This window comes from Rhizobium sp. PP-F2F-G48 (assembly GCF_004342335.1).
Taxonomy (GTDB): domain Bacteria; phylum Pseudomonadota; class Alphaproteobacteria; order Rhizobiales; family Rhizobiaceae; genus Ferranicluibacter.
In genome coordinates this window covers 357,546-373,541 of the sequence record NZ_SLVH01000003.1, presented here as the reverse complement: position 1 = coordinate 373,541, position 15,996 = coordinate 357,546, and the positions used below count along the sequence as shown (strand labels likewise).

12 protein-coding genes are annotated in these 15,996 nt (G+C 64.0%); 7 read left to right on the top strand and 5 right to left on the bottom strand.

The window, feature by feature from the left end:
- Positions 1 to 118 precede the first annotated feature (118 nt).
- The 6 genes from C8J36_RS09650 to C8J36_RS09625 all read left to right on the top strand — a co-directional run bounded on the left by C8J36_RS09650 (position 119) and on the right by C8J36_RS09625 (position 7,637).
- Positions 119 to 1,477, top strand: coding sequence for an ABC transporter substrate-binding protein (locus tag C8J36_RS09650; RefSeq protein WP_132534412.1), 1,359 nt, complete (start codon positions 119 to 121; stop codon positions 1,475 to 1,477).
- A 197-nt stretch (positions 1,478 to 1,674) separates the two neighbouring features.
- Positions 1,675 to 2,685, top strand: a complete 1,011-nt coding sequence (locus C8J36_RS09645; RefSeq protein WP_062595072.1) for a sugar ABC transporter permease — start codon at positions 1,675 to 1,677, stop codon at positions 2,683 to 2,685.
- Between the two features lies 1 nt (position 2,686).
- Entirely contained in the window at positions 2,687 to 3,832 is a 1,146-nt protein-coding gene (locus tag C8J36_RS09640) for a carbohydrate ABC transporter permease (RefSeq protein ID WP_062595071.1), read from the top strand.
- 98 nt (positions 3,833 to 3,930) lie between these two features.
- A complete protein-coding gene (locus C8J36_RS09635) occupies positions 3,931 to 5,607 on the top strand; it encodes an alpha-glucosidase (RefSeq protein WP_132534410.1) in 1,677 nt (558 codons plus the stop codon).
- Between the two features lie 32 nt (positions 5,608 to 5,639).
- On the top strand, positions 5,640 to 6,728 hold the full coding sequence (gene ugpC, locus C8J36_RS09630; RefSeq protein ID WP_062595069.1) for a sn-glycerol-3-phosphate ABC transporter ATP-binding protein UgpC: 1,089 nt from the start codon (positions 5,640 to 5,642) through the stop codon (positions 6,726 to 6,728).
- Between the two features lie 90 nt (positions 6,729 to 6,818).
- Positions 6,819 to 7,637 (top strand): alpha/beta hydrolase, encoded by an 819-nt coding sequence (locus C8J36_RS09625; protein WP_132534408.1) that lies wholly within the window; start codon positions 6,819 to 6,821, stop codon positions 7,635 to 7,637.
- Positions 7,638 to 7,700: 63 nt separating this feature from the next.
- On the opposite strand, the gene edd is transcribed toward C8J36_RS09625, so the two are convergent.
- The 5 genes from edd to C8J36_RS09600 all read right to left on the bottom strand — a co-directional run bounded on the left by edd (position 7,701) and on the right by C8J36_RS09600 (position 14,660).
- Positions 7,701 to 9,521, bottom strand: a complete 1,821-nt coding sequence (gene edd / locus C8J36_RS09620; protein WP_132534406.1) for a phosphogluconate dehydratase — start codon at positions 9,519 to 9,521, stop codon at positions 7,701 to 7,703.
- 126 nt (positions 9,522 to 9,647) lie between these two features.
- The gene (gene pgl / locus C8J36_RS09615) at positions 9,648 to 10,346 is read right to left on the bottom strand and encodes a 6-phosphogluconolactonase (RefSeq protein WP_132534404.1); all 699 of its coding nucleotides are present in this window, start codon (positions 10,344 to 10,346) and stop codon (positions 9,648 to 9,650) included.
- Between the two features lie 3 nt (positions 10,347 to 10,349).
- Complete coding sequence (zwf, locus tag C8J36_RS09610; RefSeq protein WP_132534402.1) at positions 10,350 to 11,825, bottom strand: glucose-6-phosphate dehydrogenase; 1,476 nt, start codon at positions 11,823 to 11,825, stop codon at positions 10,350 to 10,352.
- A gap of 91 nt (positions 11,826 to 11,916) precedes the next feature.
- Positions 11,917 to 13,215 carry an FAD-binding oxidoreductase gene (locus C8J36_RS09605; RefSeq protein ID WP_132534400.1) on the bottom strand — a complete coding sequence of 433 codons (1,299 nt, stop codon included), beginning with the start codon at positions 13,213 to 13,215 and terminating at the stop codon, positions 11,917 to 11,919.
- An 8-nt stretch (positions 13,216 to 13,223) separates the two neighbouring features.
- Positions 13,224 to 14,660, bottom strand: coding sequence for a glutamine synthetase family protein (locus C8J36_RS09600; RefSeq protein ID WP_062595061.1), 1,437 nt, complete (start codon positions 14,658 to 14,660; stop codon positions 13,224 to 13,226).
- 135 nt (positions 14,661 to 14,795) lie between these two features.
- Between C8J36_RS09600 and C8J36_RS09595 the strand changes: the two genes are divergently transcribed.
- Positions 14,796 to 15,980: an NAD(P)/FAD-dependent oxidoreductase gene (locus C8J36_RS09595; protein WP_132534398.1), complete on the top strand. Its 1,185-nt coding sequence runs from the start codon at positions 14,796 to 14,798 to the stop codon at positions 15,978 to 15,980.
- The last annotated feature ends 16 nt before the right edge of the window (positions 15,981 to 15,996 follow it).

Genomic DNA, 15,996 nt, shown 5'->3' with positions numbered 1-15,996 from the left:
GCAAATTCTCTTGACTTGCAGCCTCGACCAATGATTTCTTACGCTTCTCAAAGCGCTTTGAAAGCGGGTGTCGATGGAGGATGCCGGCAGAGTGCAGCGGATTTTCGGGAGGAATCACGTGAAGACCAAATTGATCCTGGGCGCAGCCGCGCTTGCTCTGATTGCAGGAACGGCCTCGGCCGCGGAACTGAAGTTCAAGCCGGGCGAAGACGCCAAGTTCAACTGGAAGAGCTACGAGGACTTCAAGTCCGGGCACGACCTCAAGGGTCAGTCGCTGACCATCTTTGGCCCCTGGCGCGGCGAAGACCAGGTACTGTTCGAAAGCGTGCTCGACTATTTCCGGGACGTAACCGGCGCCGATGTGAAATACTCGTCGTCTGAGAACTACGAACAGCAGATCGTCATCGACACGCAGGCAGGTTCGCCGCCGGACGTGGCGATCCTGCCCCAGCCTGGCCTCATCGCCGATCTCGCCTCCAAGGGCTATCTGTCGCCCTTGAGCGAAGGCACCGACAAGTGGCTGCTCGACAATTACGCTGCCGGCCAGTCCTGGGTGGATCTCTCCACCTATGCCGGCAAGGACGGCCAGAAGGCGCTCTATGCTTTCCCCTACAAGATCGACGTCAAGTCGCTCGTCTGGTACGTGCCCGAAAACTTCGAGGATGCGGGCTATGAAGTGCCCAAGACCATGGAAGAGCTGAAGGCGCTCACCGACAAGATCGTCGCCGATGGCGGCACGCCCTGGTGCATCGGTCTCGGTTCGGGCGGCGCGACCGGCTGGCCGGCGACCGACTGGGTCGAGGACATGATGCTGCGCACGCAGCCGGCCGACACCTATGACAAGTGGGTCACCAACGCCATTCCGTTCACCGATCCCGCCGTCATCGGTGCGATCGACGAATTCGGCTTCTTTGCTAAGAACCCGAAATATGTCGATGGCGGCACGCAGGCCGTCTCGTCCACCGACTTCCGCGACAGCCCGAAGGGTCTCTTCGCCTCTCCGCCGAAGTGCTACCTGCACCACCAGGCCTCCTTCATCCCGTCCTTCTTCCCGGAGGGCACGAAGGTCGGCGAAGACGCGGACTTCTTCTACATGCCGCCTTATGCCAGCAAGCCGGATCTCGGCAACCCGGTTCTCGGTGCCGGCACGCTCGCCATGATCACCAAGGACACGCCGGCATCGCGCGCCTTCCTCGACTTCCTGAAGACGCCGATCGCACACGAGGTCTGGATGGCCCAGTCGAGCTTCCTCACCCCCTACAAGGGTGTGAACCTCGACACCTATGCCAATGCGCCGATGAAGAAGCAGGGTGACATTCTCCTCAACGCGACCACCTTCCGCTTCGATGGCTCCGACCTGATGCCCGGCAAGATCGGCGCCGGCGCCTTCTGGACCGGCATGATCGACTATGTCGGCGGCAAGCCGGCAGCCGACGTGGCGGCCGACATCCAGAAGTCCTGGGACAGCATCAAGTAAACACCGTTTCGCAACGTCGCGCGCCGCCCGTCATCATGGCAGGCGGCGCGCACGAGTTGGATCTTGTGGGTGGAAGACTGTCGGCCGCGACGCGGCTCCTGCATATTTCCTTAAATCGGAATCGATTTCGGGATAAAATTATGCAGCCGGTAGAGAGCGTTACAGCGAACCTGATGGCGCTGTAAAAAGGGGGGAACATGCAGCAATTGTTGATGGCCGTCGTAACGATGGTGGCCGGCGTTCTCGCCTGCGCCGCTTACTTCTACGGAACGAACTTCCTCCTCGACCTCATCTTCCCGTCGAAGGGTCGATCCGGCGCCAAGGCATCGCGCAACCTGCGCATCAGCAATGCCATCCGCCCCTGGCTCTTCCTGTTTCCCGCACTCTTCGCCATGACGATCTACCTGATCTATCCGGTCATCGAATCCGTCTGGCTCTCGTTCCACGACCGTGCCGGGCAGAATTTCGTCGGCGGCGCCAATTATGCCTGGATGATCAATGACGGCGAATTCCGCCAGTCGATCTTCAACAATTTCCTCTGGCTGTTGGTCGTCCCGGCGCTCGCCACCTTCTTCGGCCTGATCATCGCCGCACTGACCGATCGCATCTGGTGGGGCAATATCGCCAAGACTCTGATCTTCATGCCGATGGCGATCTCCTTCGTCGGTGCATCCGTCATCTGGAAGTTCATCTACGACTATCGTGCCGCGGGCACCGAGCAGATCGGCCTTCTCAACGCGATCGTCACGGCCTTCGGCTTCGAGCCGCAGGCCTGGGTGACCATTCCGCTGTGGAATAACTTCTTTCTGATGGCGATCCTCGTCTGGATCCAGACCGGCTTTGCGATGGTCATCCTGTCGGCGGCGCTGCGCGGGATCCCTGAGGAAACCGTGGAGGCGGCGGTGATCGACGGCGCCAACGGTTTTCAGATCTTCTTCAAGATCATGATCCCGCAGATCTGGGGCACCATTGCCGTCGTCTGGACCACCATCACCATTCTCGTTCTGAAAGTGTTCGATATCGTCCTCGCCATGACCAACGGGCAGTGGCAGACGCAGGTTCTGGCCAATCTCATGTTCGACTGGATGTTCCGGGGCGGCGGCGACTTCGGCCGTGGCGCGGCGATTGCCGTCGTCATCATGCTCCTCGTCGTGCCGATCATGATCTGGAACATCCGCAATGCCGCCAAAGAGATGAAGGGACACTGAGATGATCGCATCGAAACGCTCCCCGCTCGTTCTTCTCGTCCATCTCTCCGTCCTGCTGCTCGTCGTCCTCTGGACGATCCCGACGGCCGGCCTCCTCATCTCGTCGCTGCGCGACAAGGACCAGTTGGCCGTGTCCGGCTGGTGGACGGCGCTCTCCACCTCCAGCCAGAACCTGACGGTGCGCGCGCCCGGCCCCGAAACGCAGCAGCAGCGCGACGGCAAGTTCGTCATTTCAGGCAACGTGCTCGAAAATGCCGGCGCCAAGGTCTCCGCCTTCGGCTTCCGCACCCAGGAGCCCGCGGCCTTCGCGCCCGGCCAGACCGCGACGCTGAACGATGGCGAGCGCCTGACGGTGCAGGAAGACGGGACGTTCGAGATCGTTTCCGACGTCGCCATGGAAGGCTCGCGCGGCCAGCGTATCTTCGTGCAGGCCGCCGTTCCCTCGCGCTTCACCTTCGACAATTACCGGGAAGTCCTGAATGCGGAAGGCATCGGCGCGTCTTTCATCAACTCGCTCACCGTCTCCATTCCCTCGACCATCATCCCGATCTTGGTTGCGGCCTTTGCGGCCTACGCACTCGCCTGGATGCCGTTTCCCGGACGCACCGTGCTCATCGCCATCGTCGTCGGCCTGCTGGTCGTGCCGCTGCAGATGTCGCTCATCCCGCTCCTGAAGCTCTATAACGGCGTCGGTGCGTTTCTCGGCGTGCCCGCTAAGACCTATGTCGGCATCTGGCTGGCGCATATGGGCTTCGGCCTGCCGCTCGCCATCTATCTCCTGCGCAACTACATGGCCGGCCTGCCGCGCGAGATCATGGAATCCGCCCGGGTCGATGGCGCGAGCGATTTCGATATCTTCGTCAAGATTATCCTGCCGTTGTCCTTCCCCGCGCTCGCCTCCTTCGCCATCTTCCAGTTCCTGTGGACCTGGAACGACCTTCTCGTCGCCATGGTCTTCCTCGGCACCGGCAACAACGAGCTCGTGCTCACCGGCCGCCTCGTCAACCTGCTCGGCTCGCGCGGCGGCAACTGGGAGATCCTGACGGCCTCGGCCTTCATCACCATCATCATTCCGCTGATCGTGTTCTTCAGCCTGCAGCGCTATCTCGTGCGCGGCCTGCTGGCCGGATCCGTCAAAGGCGGCTGATGGCCGGAAGGACGGCCGAATCCCCGTCCTCCCATGCCCACCCGTCTTCCCGAACCCATCCGTCCCCGAACGCCCCGTCCAAGGACTTGCCCCTTCCCATGAGCCTGCCCCTCTCCAAGAGCCAGACCGAACAGACGTCCACATTGCCGGCCGCCGATCGCGACTGGTGGCGTGGCGCGGTGATCTACCAGATCTATCCGCGCTCCTATCAGGACAGCAACGACGACGGCATCGGCGACCTCAAGGGGATCACGCGCCGGCTTCCCTATATCGCTTCGCTGAATGTCGATGCCATCTGGATCTCGCCCTTCTTCACCTCGCCGATGAAGGATTTCGGCTACGACGTCTCCAACTACAACGGCGTCGATCCGATCTTCGGCCTGCTGTCGGATTTCGACGACCTGATCGCCGAGGCGCATCGCCTGGGAATCCGGGTCATGATCGACCTCGTGCTGTCCCACACCTCCGATCAGCATCCCTGGTTTGCCGAAAGCCGCTCCAGCCGCTTCAACCCGAAGGCGGACTGGTATGTCTGGTCGGACTCCAAGCCCGACGGCACGCCGCCCAACAACTGGATGTCGATCTTCGGCGGCTCCGCCTGGGCCTGGGATCCGACGCGCCTGCAATATTACATGCACAACTTCCTGACCTCGCAGCCGGACCTGAACCTGCACAATCCCGAGGTCCAGGACGCGCTGATCGCCGTCGAGCGCTTCTGGCTGGAGCGCGGTGTCGATGGCTTCCGGCTGGACACGATCAACTTCTACTTCCATGACCTGCAACTGCGCGACAACCCGGCGCTGGCGCCGGAGCGGCGCAACGCCAACACGGCCCCGGCGGTCAACCCCTACAATTATCAGGAACACATCTACGACAAGAACCGGCCGGAAAACATCGCCTTCCTTCAGCGGTTTCGCGCCGTCATGGACGAGTACCCGGCGATCGCCGCGGTGGGCGAGGTCGGCGACAGCCAGATCGGTCTCGAGATCGCCGGCGAGTACACGTCGGGCGGCGACAAGATGCATATGTGCTACGCCTTCGAGTTCCTGGCGCCCGATCCCTTGACCCCGGCCCGCGTCGCCGAGGTGCAGCATGCCTTCGAGCGGGCGGCACCCGAAGGCTGGGCCTGCTGGGCGTTCTCCAACCATGACGTCGTGCGCCATATCTCCCGCTGGGGGCAGGGCGTCGCGGATCACGATGCGCACGCGAAATTTCTGGCCAGCATGCTGATGTCACTGCGCGGCTCGGTCTGCATCTACCAGGGCGAGGAACTGGCGCTGACCGAGGCTGACCTCGCCTTCGAGGACCTGCAGGACCCCTATGGCATCCAGTTCTGGCCCGACTTCAAGGGCCGCGACGGCTGCCGCACCCCGATGGTCTGGGAGGTCGAGGCGCTAAACGGCGGCTTTGGCGACGGCCGCCCCTGGCTGCCGGTGCCACCCGAGCATCTGCCCCGCGCCGTCTCGGTGCAGGAGCAGGACATGCGCTCCGTCCTTCATCACTACCGCCGCTTCCTCGCCTTCCGCCGTCAATACACGGCGCTGTCGAAGGGCGAGATCGCCTTCAGGGCCTATGCCGCGCCGGTCCTTGGCTTCGAACGCAGCCATGGCAACGAAACGCTGCTCTGCCTCTTCAACATGAGCGGCGAAACGGCTTCGGTCGAACGGCCGGCCGAGCGCCTCGAGGTTCTCGCTGGTCACGGCTTTGCCTCGGAACTGGGCGACAACAGCATTACACTGCCCGCCTGGAGCGGATTTTTCGCGCGGATCGTCTGACGATCATCATTCGAGTGAACGGGGAGGGACCCATGTCCGGACTGGAACTACGCAAGATCCGCAAATCCTATGGTGCCGTCGATGTCATCCACGGCATCGATCTCACGATCGAGAAGGGCGAGTTCATCGTCTTCGTCGGCCCGTCCGGCTGCGGAAAATCGACGCTGCTGCGCATGATCGCCGGGCTTGAGGAGATCACCGGCGGCGAGATGTTCATCGAGGGGGAGAAGGTCAACGACACCCCGCCGTCCAAACGCGGCATCGCCATGGTGTTTCAGTCCTATGCGCTGTACCCGCATATGACGGTCTACGACAACATGGCCTTCGGCATGCGCATCGCCAAGGAAAGCAAGGAGGAGATCGATCGCCGCGTGCGCGCCGCGGCCGACATCCTGCAGCTCACCCAATATCTCGACCGCCTGCCGAAAGCCCTTTCGGGTGGCCAGCGCCAGCGCGTCGCCATCGGCCGGGCCATCTGCCGCGACCCCAAGGTCTTCCTGTTCGACGAACCGTTGTCGAACCTCGATGCGGCCCTGCGCGTCGCCACCCGCATCGAGATCGCCCGCCTGAACGAGCAGATGGCCGACACGACCATGATCTACGTTACCCACGACCAGGTGGAGGCGATGACGCTCGCCGACCGGATCGTCGTTCTCTCCGGTGGCCATATCGAGCAGGTCGGTCCGCCGCTCGAACTCTACGAGCGCCCCGCCAACCTCTTCGTCGCCCAGTTCATCGGCTCGCCCGCCATGAACATCATCCCCGCCAAGATCGTCGCCACCGGCGTCCAGACGACGGTCGAACTCGTCGGCGGCAAGCGCGACATCCTCGACATCCCGACGCCCGAGACAGAAATGGGCCGACAGGCAAGCTTCGGCGTCCGCCCGGAAGACCTCCAGATCACCACCGGCGACAGCTTCCTCTTCGAAGGCACAGTCTCCATCGTCGAGGCGCTCGGAGAAGTCACCCTCCTCTACATCGAAGGCCTCGTCCCCGACGAACCCATCATCGCCAAACTCGCCGGCATCCAGCCGATCAAACGCGGCGACCGCGTCCGCTTCACCGCCGACCGCGCAAAGCTGCATCTGTTCGACGGGGAGGGGAAGACGTATCGGCGGTAAGTCGGCTCGGCATCGGACCTCCAGCGCTTCGCCCGGAACCAAACCCGGTCTCCCGGAATTGGGTGAGGCGAGACAGCAAAGGAGTTCCGCATGGCGTATATCGACGCAAAAGACGGCACGAAACTACATGTGAAGGATATGGGGCAGGGCCGTCCCGTCGTCTTGATCCATGGCTGGCCCCTGACCGGCGATATGTTCGAGTATCAGACCGTGGCGTTGCTGGAAGCAGGCTACCGCGTCATCACCTACGACCGCCGCGGCTTTGGCCAGTCGGGCCACCCGGCGACCGGCTATACCTACGATACCTTCGCCGACGATCTGGCGAGCGTCATCGAGGGCCTGGACCTCCAGGACGTCTCGCTCGTCGGCTTCTCCATGGGCGGCGGCGAAATTGCGCGCTATCTCTCCCGTCACGGCGCGTCGCGCATCGCCAAGGCCGTGCTCGTCGCCTCCGTCGCCCCCTATCTCTTGAAGGACGAGAGCAACCCGGATGGCGTCGACGGCAGCGTGTTCGAGGACATGAAGAAACAGATCCGCGAGGATCGTTTCGCCTTCCTGCAGAGCTTCGCGAAGACGTTCTACGGCGTCGGCCTGGTCAGCCGCCAGGTCAGCCAGGGCGTGCTCGACTGGTCCTTCGTGCTCGGCGTCATGGCAAGCCCCAAGGCGACGATCGATTGCGTGACGGCCTTCGGCACGACCGACTTCCGCCCGGACCTCGCAGCCTTCACCATCCCCACGCTCGTCATTCACGGAACGGCCGACAAGACGGTTCCCATCGACCCCTCAGGCCGTGCTGCGGCCAAGGGCATCGCCGGGGCAAAAATGATCGAGTACGACGGCGAGCCCCACGGCCTATTCGCCACCGTTCCGGACCGGCTGAACAAGGATCTGCTGGAGTTTCTGGCCTAAACGAAAAGAGCGCGCGTCGATATGTCGGCGCGCGCTTTGTTCATGAGAAGCCCAGTTTGTCGTTCAGTGAAACAACACGCTCGCCCCGTGGTCCGCGGTACCCGTCAACGCCCGGAACGGGGCGAACAACTCGCGGCCCATTCCGAACTCGTTGCCGGAGAGATCGGCTTCGGCGGGTGCGCGTGCGGCCAACTCCACGTCGGAGACGAGCACATTGATCTCCCCCGTCGTCGCATCCAGGCGAATGATGTCGCCTTCGCGGATCTTGGAGATCGGGCCGCCGTCCTTGGCTTCGGGCGTCATGTGGATGGCGGACGGCACCTTGCCGGACGCGCCGGACATGCGGCCGTCGGTGATGAGCGCCACCATCTGGCCCCGGTCCTGCAGAATGCCGAGCACCGTCGTCAATTTGTGGAGTTCCGGCATGCCGTTCGCCTTCGGGCCCTGGAACCGGACCACGGCAACGAAATTGCCTTCGAGCTTGCCTTCCTTGAAGGCGTCGTTGAGGCTGGCCTGATCGTGGAAGATCTTGGCCGGGGCCTCGATGATGTGGCGCTCCGGCTTGACGGCCGAGATCTTGATGACGGCCTTGCCGAGATTGCCGGTGAGCATCTTGAGCCCGCCCGTCGCCTGGAAGGGCTTGTCGATGGTGGCCAGCACCTTCGGGTCGTGGCTGACCTCGGGTGCGCGCTCGCGGGCGACCGTGCCCTTCTCGCCGAGCTTGACGTCGATCGCATAGGCCTGAAGCCCGTGGCCGAAGACGGTGCGGACATCCTCGTGGATCATGCCGGTCTTCAGCAACTGGCCGATGAGATAGCCGATGCCGCCGGCCGCGTGAAAATGGTTCACGTCGGCAAGGCCGTTCGGGTAGACGCGGGCGAGCAGCGGAATGATGTCCGAAAGCTCGGAAATATCCTGCCATGTCAGCTGGATGCCGGCCGCGCGCGCCATGGCGACGAGGTGCATCGTGTGGTTGGTCGAGCCGCCGGTCGCGTGCAGGCCGATGACGCCGTTGACGATCGAGCGTTCGTCGATCATCTCGCCGGCCGGGGTGAACTCGTTGCCGAGCGCGGTGATGGCCAGTGCCCGCTTCGTCGCCTCGCGCGTCAGCGCGTCGCGCAGCGGCGTGCCGGGGTTGACGAAGGACGCGCCGGGCATGTGGAAGCCCATGATCTCCATGACCATCTGGTTGGAGTTGGCCGTGCCGTAGAAGGTGCAGGTGCCGGGGCCGTGATAGGATTTGGACTCCGCTTCGAGCAGCTCGTCGCGGCCGATCTTGCCTTCGGCATAGAGCTGGCGCACGCGGGCCTTTTCGTCGTTCGGCAGGCCTGTGGTCATGGGACCGGCGGGAATGAACACGGCCGGCAGGTGACCGAATGTCATGGCGGCGATCATCAGGCCGGGCACGATCTTGTCGCAGACGCCGAGATAGACCGTGCTGTCGAACATGTTGTGCGACAGGCCGATGCCCGCGGCCATGGCGATGAGGTCGCGCGAAAACAGCGACAGCTCCATGCCGGGCTGGCCCTGCGTCACGCCATCGCACATGGCGGGCACGCCGCCGGCGACCTGCGCGATCCCGCCGGCTTCCGCCGCCGCTTCCCGGATCATCGCCGGATAGGTTTCGAACGGCTGATGCGCCGAGAGCATGTCGTTGTAGGAGGTGATGATCCCGAGATTGGGCACGGTGTCTCCCGACAGCGCCACCTTCTCGGAGGGGGAACAGACCGCAAAGCCATGGGCGAGGTTGCCGCAGCCGAGCACGGAACGATGCACGCCCTTGGCGGCGGCGTTGCGCACGCGGTGCAGATACAGGTCGCGCGAGGGCTTGGAGCGCTCGACGATGCGGGCGGTGATGGCTGCGATGCGGGGATCGACGGTCATGGCCTATCCTTCCGGGGCCCTCCGGGCCCCTGTCTCAGATGTGGATCATCGGTATCGGCGCTGGTCTAAGCGCCGGTTGTGTCAGGTTTCACGCCACAGGCCGGTGACCGGAACGGCGTACCTCTTTTACGAGGCCCAGTAGATCTCGACCGGCGAGGCGGCGCGGCGCAGGATGGCGCGCACCGGCATGTCCGTCTCCGGCCCGTCGCCTTGCGCCGTTTCCAGCACCGTCTTCTTGGCGTCGCCCTCGATATGCAGCACCAGGAGCCGCGCATCCGCAAGGCTCGTAAAGGTATAGGTCAGCCGCGGCTCGCCGGCGCCGTCCGCCTGCATGGTCATCACGCCGCGCGGCGTCTGGGGGTCGAGCGCTTCGGCAAGGCGCGATCCGCCGGGAAAGAACGAGGCCGTGTGCCCGTCGCCGCCCATGCCCAGCACCACGACGTCGAAGGGGCGGCCGATCCGGGCCGTCTCCTTGGTGGCGGTGGCAGCGGCTTCCTCGGCCGTGGCCGTGGGGTAGTAGAGCGGCTGGAAGGCGGCAGCGGCGGCAGCACCCGTGAGCAGATTGTCGCGCACCAGCTTTTCGTTGGAGCGGTCGCTCTCCGGCGGCACGAACCGCTCGTCCACAAGCGTCACCGTCACCTTGCTCCAGTCGAGCGCGGCGTTGGACAGCGCCTTGAAGAACGCCTTGGGCGTCGAGCCGCCTGAAACGGCGATGGAAGCGGACCCCGTCGCGGCGATGCCGGTGGCAAGGGCGTCGGCAACGGCCGCCGCCAGCTTTTCGGCCAGGATCGCCGGTGTCTCGAACGTGTGGAGCTGGACCGTCATGGCTCAGACCACTTCGTGCCAGGTGCGGCCGTCCCGCTCGATGAGCGCGATGGCCTGGCTCGGGCCCCAGGTGCCGGCCGTGTAGGATTGCGGCTTCTGGCCCACTTCGTCCCAGGCCTTGAGGATCGGATCGACCCAGCGCCATGCGGCTTCCACCTCGTCGCGGCGCATGAACAGGGTCTGGTTGTTGCGGATCACGTCGAGCAGCAGGCGCTCATAGGCATCGGCGCTGCGCGCCTTGAACGATTCGGCAAAGGTCATGTCCAGCGACACGTTGCGCAGGCGCATGCCGCCCGGGCCCGGATCCTTGATCATCAGCGACTGCTTGACGCCTTCGTCCGGCTGCAGGCGGATGATCAGCTGGTTGGCCTCCACGCGCCCGGCCGCCTCGTCGAAGATCGAATGCGGGATCGGCTTGAAGGAAATGACGATTTCCGACATGCGGGTGGCCATGCGCTTGCCGGTGCGGATGTAGAACGGCACGCCCGCCCAGCGCCAGTTGTTGATCTCGGCCTTGATGCCGACGAAGGTCTCGGTGTTCGACACGCCGCCTTCGAGCTCTTCGAGATAGCCCTTGACCGGGCCTCCGGCCGATGCCCCGGCCTTGTACTGGCCGCGCACGGTCATCTTCTCGACATTGGCGGCGGTGATCGGCTTCAGCGCCCGCAGCACCTTGAGCTTTTCGTCGCGCACGGCCTCCGCGTTCATCGACGGCGGAACCTCCATGGCGACGAGGCAGAGCAGCTGGAGGATGTGGTTCTGCACCATATCGCGCAGCGCACCGGCCGTGTCGTAGTAGCCGGCCCGGCTTTCGAGCCCGACGGCTTCCGCCACCGTGATCTGGATATGGTCGATATAGGACGCGTTCCACAGCGGTTCGTACAGCGTGTTGGCAAAGCGCAGCGCCATCAGGTTCTGCACGGTTTCCTTGCCGAGATAATGGTCGATGCGGAAGATCTGCTCTTCCTTGAACACCTTGCCGATCGTGTCGTTCAGCTCCAGCGCAGAGGCGAGGTCGCGACCGATCGGCTTTTCCACCACGATGCGGGTCGTCTTGGTGATCAGCTTGTGGTCGCGGATCTTTTCGGAAATGGCGCCGAAGATGCCGGGGGCGACGGCGAGATAGAAGGCGCGCACGCGCTCCTTGGCCTCGTCCAGGAGCGCCTTCAGCTTGTCCCAGCCCTGGTCGGTCTTGGCGTCCACGGAAATGTAGAACAGGCGGTCGGTGAATGTCTTGACCTGCGCCTCGTCGTATTCGCCGGCCTTCAGATGTTCCTTGAGCGCATCGCGGCCGAACTGGCGGTATTCCTCATGCGTCATCGCGGTGCGCGAGGCACCGATGATGCGTGTCGGGTCGGTCAGCTGGCCATCGAGCTGGCGGTGATAGAGGGCTGGAAGGAGCTTCCGCTCGGCAAGATCGCCGGTGCCGCCGAAGACGACGTAGTCAAAGGGTTCGACGGGAATGATCTGGCTGCTCATGGGATATCGATCTCTCTCAGGTCGGGCGTTTTATAATCTAATCGATTTAAAGGCGCTAGTGCTGCGTTGCAAAAAATGCGCCGGGGGAGGGTCAGAGCTTGTCGCGGAGAGCATACCAAGTGAGCGCCAGGAACAAAAGCGGCGATCGAAACCGGCGCCCGCCGGGGAAGGCGGGGATGCGCAGCGCCTTCAACAGGTCGAGATCCGAACCGCGTCCGAGAACGAGATCGGCATAGAGCTTGCCGCAATGGTTGGACAGCATGACGCCGTGGCCGGAGAACCCGCCAATGGTGGTAACGCCGGGCATGACCTCGCGCACGAAGGGCTGGCGCGGCAGGGTGATGCCGACGGATCCGCCCCAGGCATGCGTCATCTCGACGTCGGCAAGGTCCGGATAGATCTCGGCGATCTGCCGCCGGATATGCGTGGATATGTCGCGCGGATTGTCCGCCGTATAGGCCTCGCGACCGCCGAAGAGCAGCCGCCCGTCCCGCGACCGGCGAAAATAGCGCACCACGAAGCGGCTGTCGGCCACGGACTCGCCACCCGGAAGGACAGGAGAGGTCTCCCCGAGCGGCGCCGTCGCGCCGATGAAGGAGCGGATCGGCATGACATGCGAGGCGGTCACCGGCTCGAGACTGCCGATATGGGCATTGCAGGCGATGAGGGCCCGATCGGCGCGGATGGTGCCGCGCGCGGTTTCCACCAGCACCTTGCCCTGGGAGATCCGGATATCCGTCGCGTTGGTGTTCTCGAACAGCTGCGCGCCGGCTGCCTGTGCGGCGCGGGCAAGCCCCACCAGCAGCTTCATCGGCTGGATATGGCCGGTGCCGGTATCGCGAATGCCGAGCACGTAGTGCCGGGACCCGAGCCGTTCCGCCGTCTCCGCGGCATTCATCACCTGCATGTGCGGATAGCCGTAATCGCGGGCCATGCTGTCCACATAGGCCCGATAGTCCGTCTCGGACGAGGCCTTGTGCGTCACCGAGAGGTGGCCCGGTCGGTACTCCATATCGATATCGTGACGCGCGGCAAAATCGAGGAGGCCGCGCTTGGCATTCTCCGCCATGTCGAAGAGGGCCTTCGCCCGCTCCCGGCCGTATTGCTTTTCGAGTTCGTCCACCTCGGCGCGCTGTCCGGTGCCGAACTGGCCGCCATTGCGCCCCGATGCCCCGTCGCCGAAGCGGCAGGCATCGATCAGCACGACCCGCACGCCGCCGGCGGCAAGGTTATAGGCCGCCTGCAGGCCGGTGAAGCCGCCGCCGATCACGGCGACATCGGCGGTCATGTCACCGTCGAGCGTCGGATAGGCAGGTCGCTCGCCGACGGCATCCTCGTACCACGAGATCCCGGGGGAGATCGGGCTCTGCCACTTTTCCGGAGAGGTCATGTCCCGGCTCACACGTTGAGAAGCAGATATTCCCGCTCCCAGGGGCTGATCACCTGCATGAACGTCTCGAACTCGCCGCGCTTCACGCCGGCATAGATGGCGATGAATTCGGCCGAGAACACATCATGGAAGGCAGGTTCCGCTTCCAGTGCCGCGACCGCTTCCAGAAGACCGCGCGGCAGCTCGATCGCCTTGGTGTTGACGCTGTCGTCGGCCGGTGCCGTCGGCTCCAGGCCCTGTGTCAGGCCGAGATAGCCGCAGCCGAGCGAGGCCGCGAGGGCGAGATAGGGGTTGGCATCCGAACTCGGCAACCGGTTTTCCACCCGCCGCGCGGCCGGCTCGGAATCCGGCACACGAAAGGCCGTCGTCCGGTTGTCGTAGCCCCAGGCATTGTTGACCGGTGCCGACATGTCGGGCGTCAGCCGGCGATAGGAGTTGACATAGGGCGCCATCATCGACAGCGCCTTCGGAATGTAGGTCTGCATGCCCCCGATGAAGTGGAAGAACTCCTTGGAGGCCGTGCCGTCCGCATTCGAAAACAGGTTGCGGCCGGTGTTCACCTCGACGATCGACTGGTGAATGTGCATGGCCGAGCCCGCCTGGCTCTGCATCGGCTTCGCCATGAAGGTCGCGTAGATCCCGTGCTTCAGCGCGGCTTCGCGGATCGTGCGCTTGAACAGAAACACCTGGTCGGCCAGCTCAATCGGGTCGCCGTGCCGCAGGTTGATCTCGAGCTGCGCCGGTCCCTCTTCGTGGATCAGCGTATCGATCTCCAGGCCCTGCTTTTCGGAGAAGTGATAGATGTCGTCGATCAGCTCGTCGAACTCGTTGACGCCTGCGATCGAATAGGCCTGTCCCCCCTGGATCGAGCGGCCGGAGCGGCCTTTCGGCGGATGCAGCGGATAGTCGGGATCGTCGTTCTTGGCGACGAGGTAGAACTCGATCTCGGGCGCGACCACCGGCTTCCAGCCTTTCAGCCGGTAAAGCTCCAGCACGTGTTTCAGCACGTTGCGCGGCGTATAGGGCACGTTCTCGCCTTTGGAACCGGCGATGTCGCAGATCACCTGCGCGGTCGGGTCGGTCTCCCAGGGCACGATCGAAAGTGTTGAGAGGTCCGGCACGAGCTTGATGTCGCTGTCGCGGCTGTCATAGCGGAAATCGCCGGTCTCCTCGGGATACTCGCCCGAAATCGTGTGCCGGTAGATGGCGGAGGGCAGAGCGAGCGAGGTGTTGGAGGTGAACTTGGAAGACGGCATCATCTTGCCGCGGGGAACACCGGCGATATCGGGGGTGATGCACTCCACGTCCTCGATGCCGCGAACCTTCAGCCAGTCGGCGGCTTCCTTCCAGGTCTTCACGCCGCGCGGCGCCTGGAGGGCGGATGGGATCTTGTTGCTTTTGCTGGATTTCGTCGTCGTGTTGGCGATGGTTTTCTTCGCAGGCATAAATCACCGGGGTTCTTTCGGATATCTCTATCATAGACGGTGTTTAAGGATTGGCCAGCTTGCACGCGCCGAAATCGCTGGCGACGACGTCGCATTGCCGTTATCCGGACGGGAAAGACGAAAAGGAGACGCGACGTGGCGAAAAGCTTCGACGTGGTGATCATCGGCGCAGGCGCTGCGGGAATGATGTGCGCAGCGGAAGCCGGTCGCCGGGGCCGCAGCGTGCTCGTCCTCGATCATGCCAAAGCGCCGGGAGAAAAGATCCGCATCTCCGGCGGCGGCCGGTGCAACTTCACCAATCTTCACACGGCGCCCGCCCATTTCCTCTCGCAGAACCCGCATTTCGCCAAATCGGCACTCGCCCGCTACACGCCGCGCGATTTCGTCGCTTTGGTCGAGCGGCACGGCATCGCCTGGCATGAAAAGACGCTCGGTCAGCTGTTTTGCGACGACACAGCCCGCGACATCGTCCGCATGCTTCTGGAGGAGATGCGGGCCGTCGGCGCGGTGCTCCGGCTGGAAACCGAGATTACCGGCGTCGAAGCCGCCGCCACCGGCTTTCGCGTCGTCCTTGCCGAGGAGACGATCGACGCCCGTGCGCTCGTCATCGCCACCGGCGGCAAATCGATCCCGAAGATGGGCGCGACCGGTTTTGCCTATCGTGTCGCCGAGCAGTTCGGTCTCGGCCTGGTCGAGACGCGCCCCGGCCTCGTGCCGCTGACGGTGGCCGATGCCGTGAAGGAAAGCCTCGGTGCGCTCGCGGGTCTCGCCGTCGATGTGCGTGCCGCCTGCGGCAAGACGACGTTTGATGAGGCGATGCTCTTCACCCATCGCGGCCTCAGCGGGCCGGCGATCCTGCAGATCTCGTCCTACTGGCGCGAGGGCGATGAAATCCGCTTGGCCTTCGAGCCCACAACGGACCTCGGCGGCGCGATGAAAGCGGCCCGCCGCACGCAAGGCCGGCAGGCGGTGCAGACCGTGCTCGGCGAACATCTGCCGAAACGCCTCGCCCAGCATCTCGCTTTGGAGGCCGGACTGCTCGACAAGCCGCTGGCCGACCTCTCCGACAAGACGATCGACCGGCTCGTGGCCCTCGTTTCCGGCTGGTCGCTGAAGCCGGCGGGGTCGGAAGGCTACCGGACGGCGGAGGTGACGCTTGGCGGCGTAGATACCCGCCATCTGGAGTCCCGGACCCTGATGGCGAAAGCCGTTCCCGGACTTTTCTTCATCGGCGAATGCGTCGATGTCACCGGTTGGCTCGGCGGCTATAACTTTCAATGGGCCTGGGCCTCCGGCTTCTGCTGCGGACAGGCCGTCTGAACGGCATGTATTCCGA

Bases quoted from the DNA above. Each gene is read 5' to 3' on its own strand.
- C8J36_RS09645 (WP_062595072.1), top strand. From the start codon at position 1,675: ATGCAGCAATTGTTGATGGCCGTCGTAACGATGGTGGCCGGCGTTCTC.
- C8J36_RS09640 (WP_062595071.1), top strand. From the start codon at position 2,687: ATGATCGCATCGAAACGCTCCCCGCTCGTTCTTCTCGTCCATCTCTCC.
- C8J36_RS09635 (WP_132534410.1), top strand. From the start codon at position 3,931: ATGAGCCTGCCCCTCTCCAAGAGCCAGACCGAACAGACGTCCACATTG.
- ugpC (WP_062595069.1), top strand. From the start codon at position 5,640: ATGTCCGGACTGGAACTACGCAAGATCCGCAAATCCTATGGTGCCGTC.
- C8J36_RS09625 (WP_132534408.1), top strand. From the start codon at position 6,819: ATGGCGTATATCGACGCAAAAGACGGCACGAAACTACATGTGAAGGAT.
- edd (WP_132534406.1), bottom strand. From the start codon at position 9,521: ATGACCGTCGATCCCCGCATCGCAGCCATCACCGCCCGCATCGTCGAG.
- pgl (WP_132534404.1), bottom strand. From the start codon at position 10,346: ATGACGGTCCAGCTCCACACGTTCGAGACACCGGCGATCCTGGCCGAA.
- zwf (WP_132534402.1), bottom strand. From the start codon at position 11,825: ATGAGCAGCCAGATCATTCCCGTCGAACCCTTTGACTACGTCGTCTTC.
- C8J36_RS09605 (WP_132534400.1), bottom strand. From the start codon at position 13,215: ATGACCTCTCCGGAAAAGTGGCAGAGCCCGATCTCCCCCGGGATCTCG.
- C8J36_RS09600 (WP_062595061.1), bottom strand. From the start codon at position 14,660: ATGCCTGCGAAGAAAACCATCGCCAACACGACGACGAAATCCAGCAAA.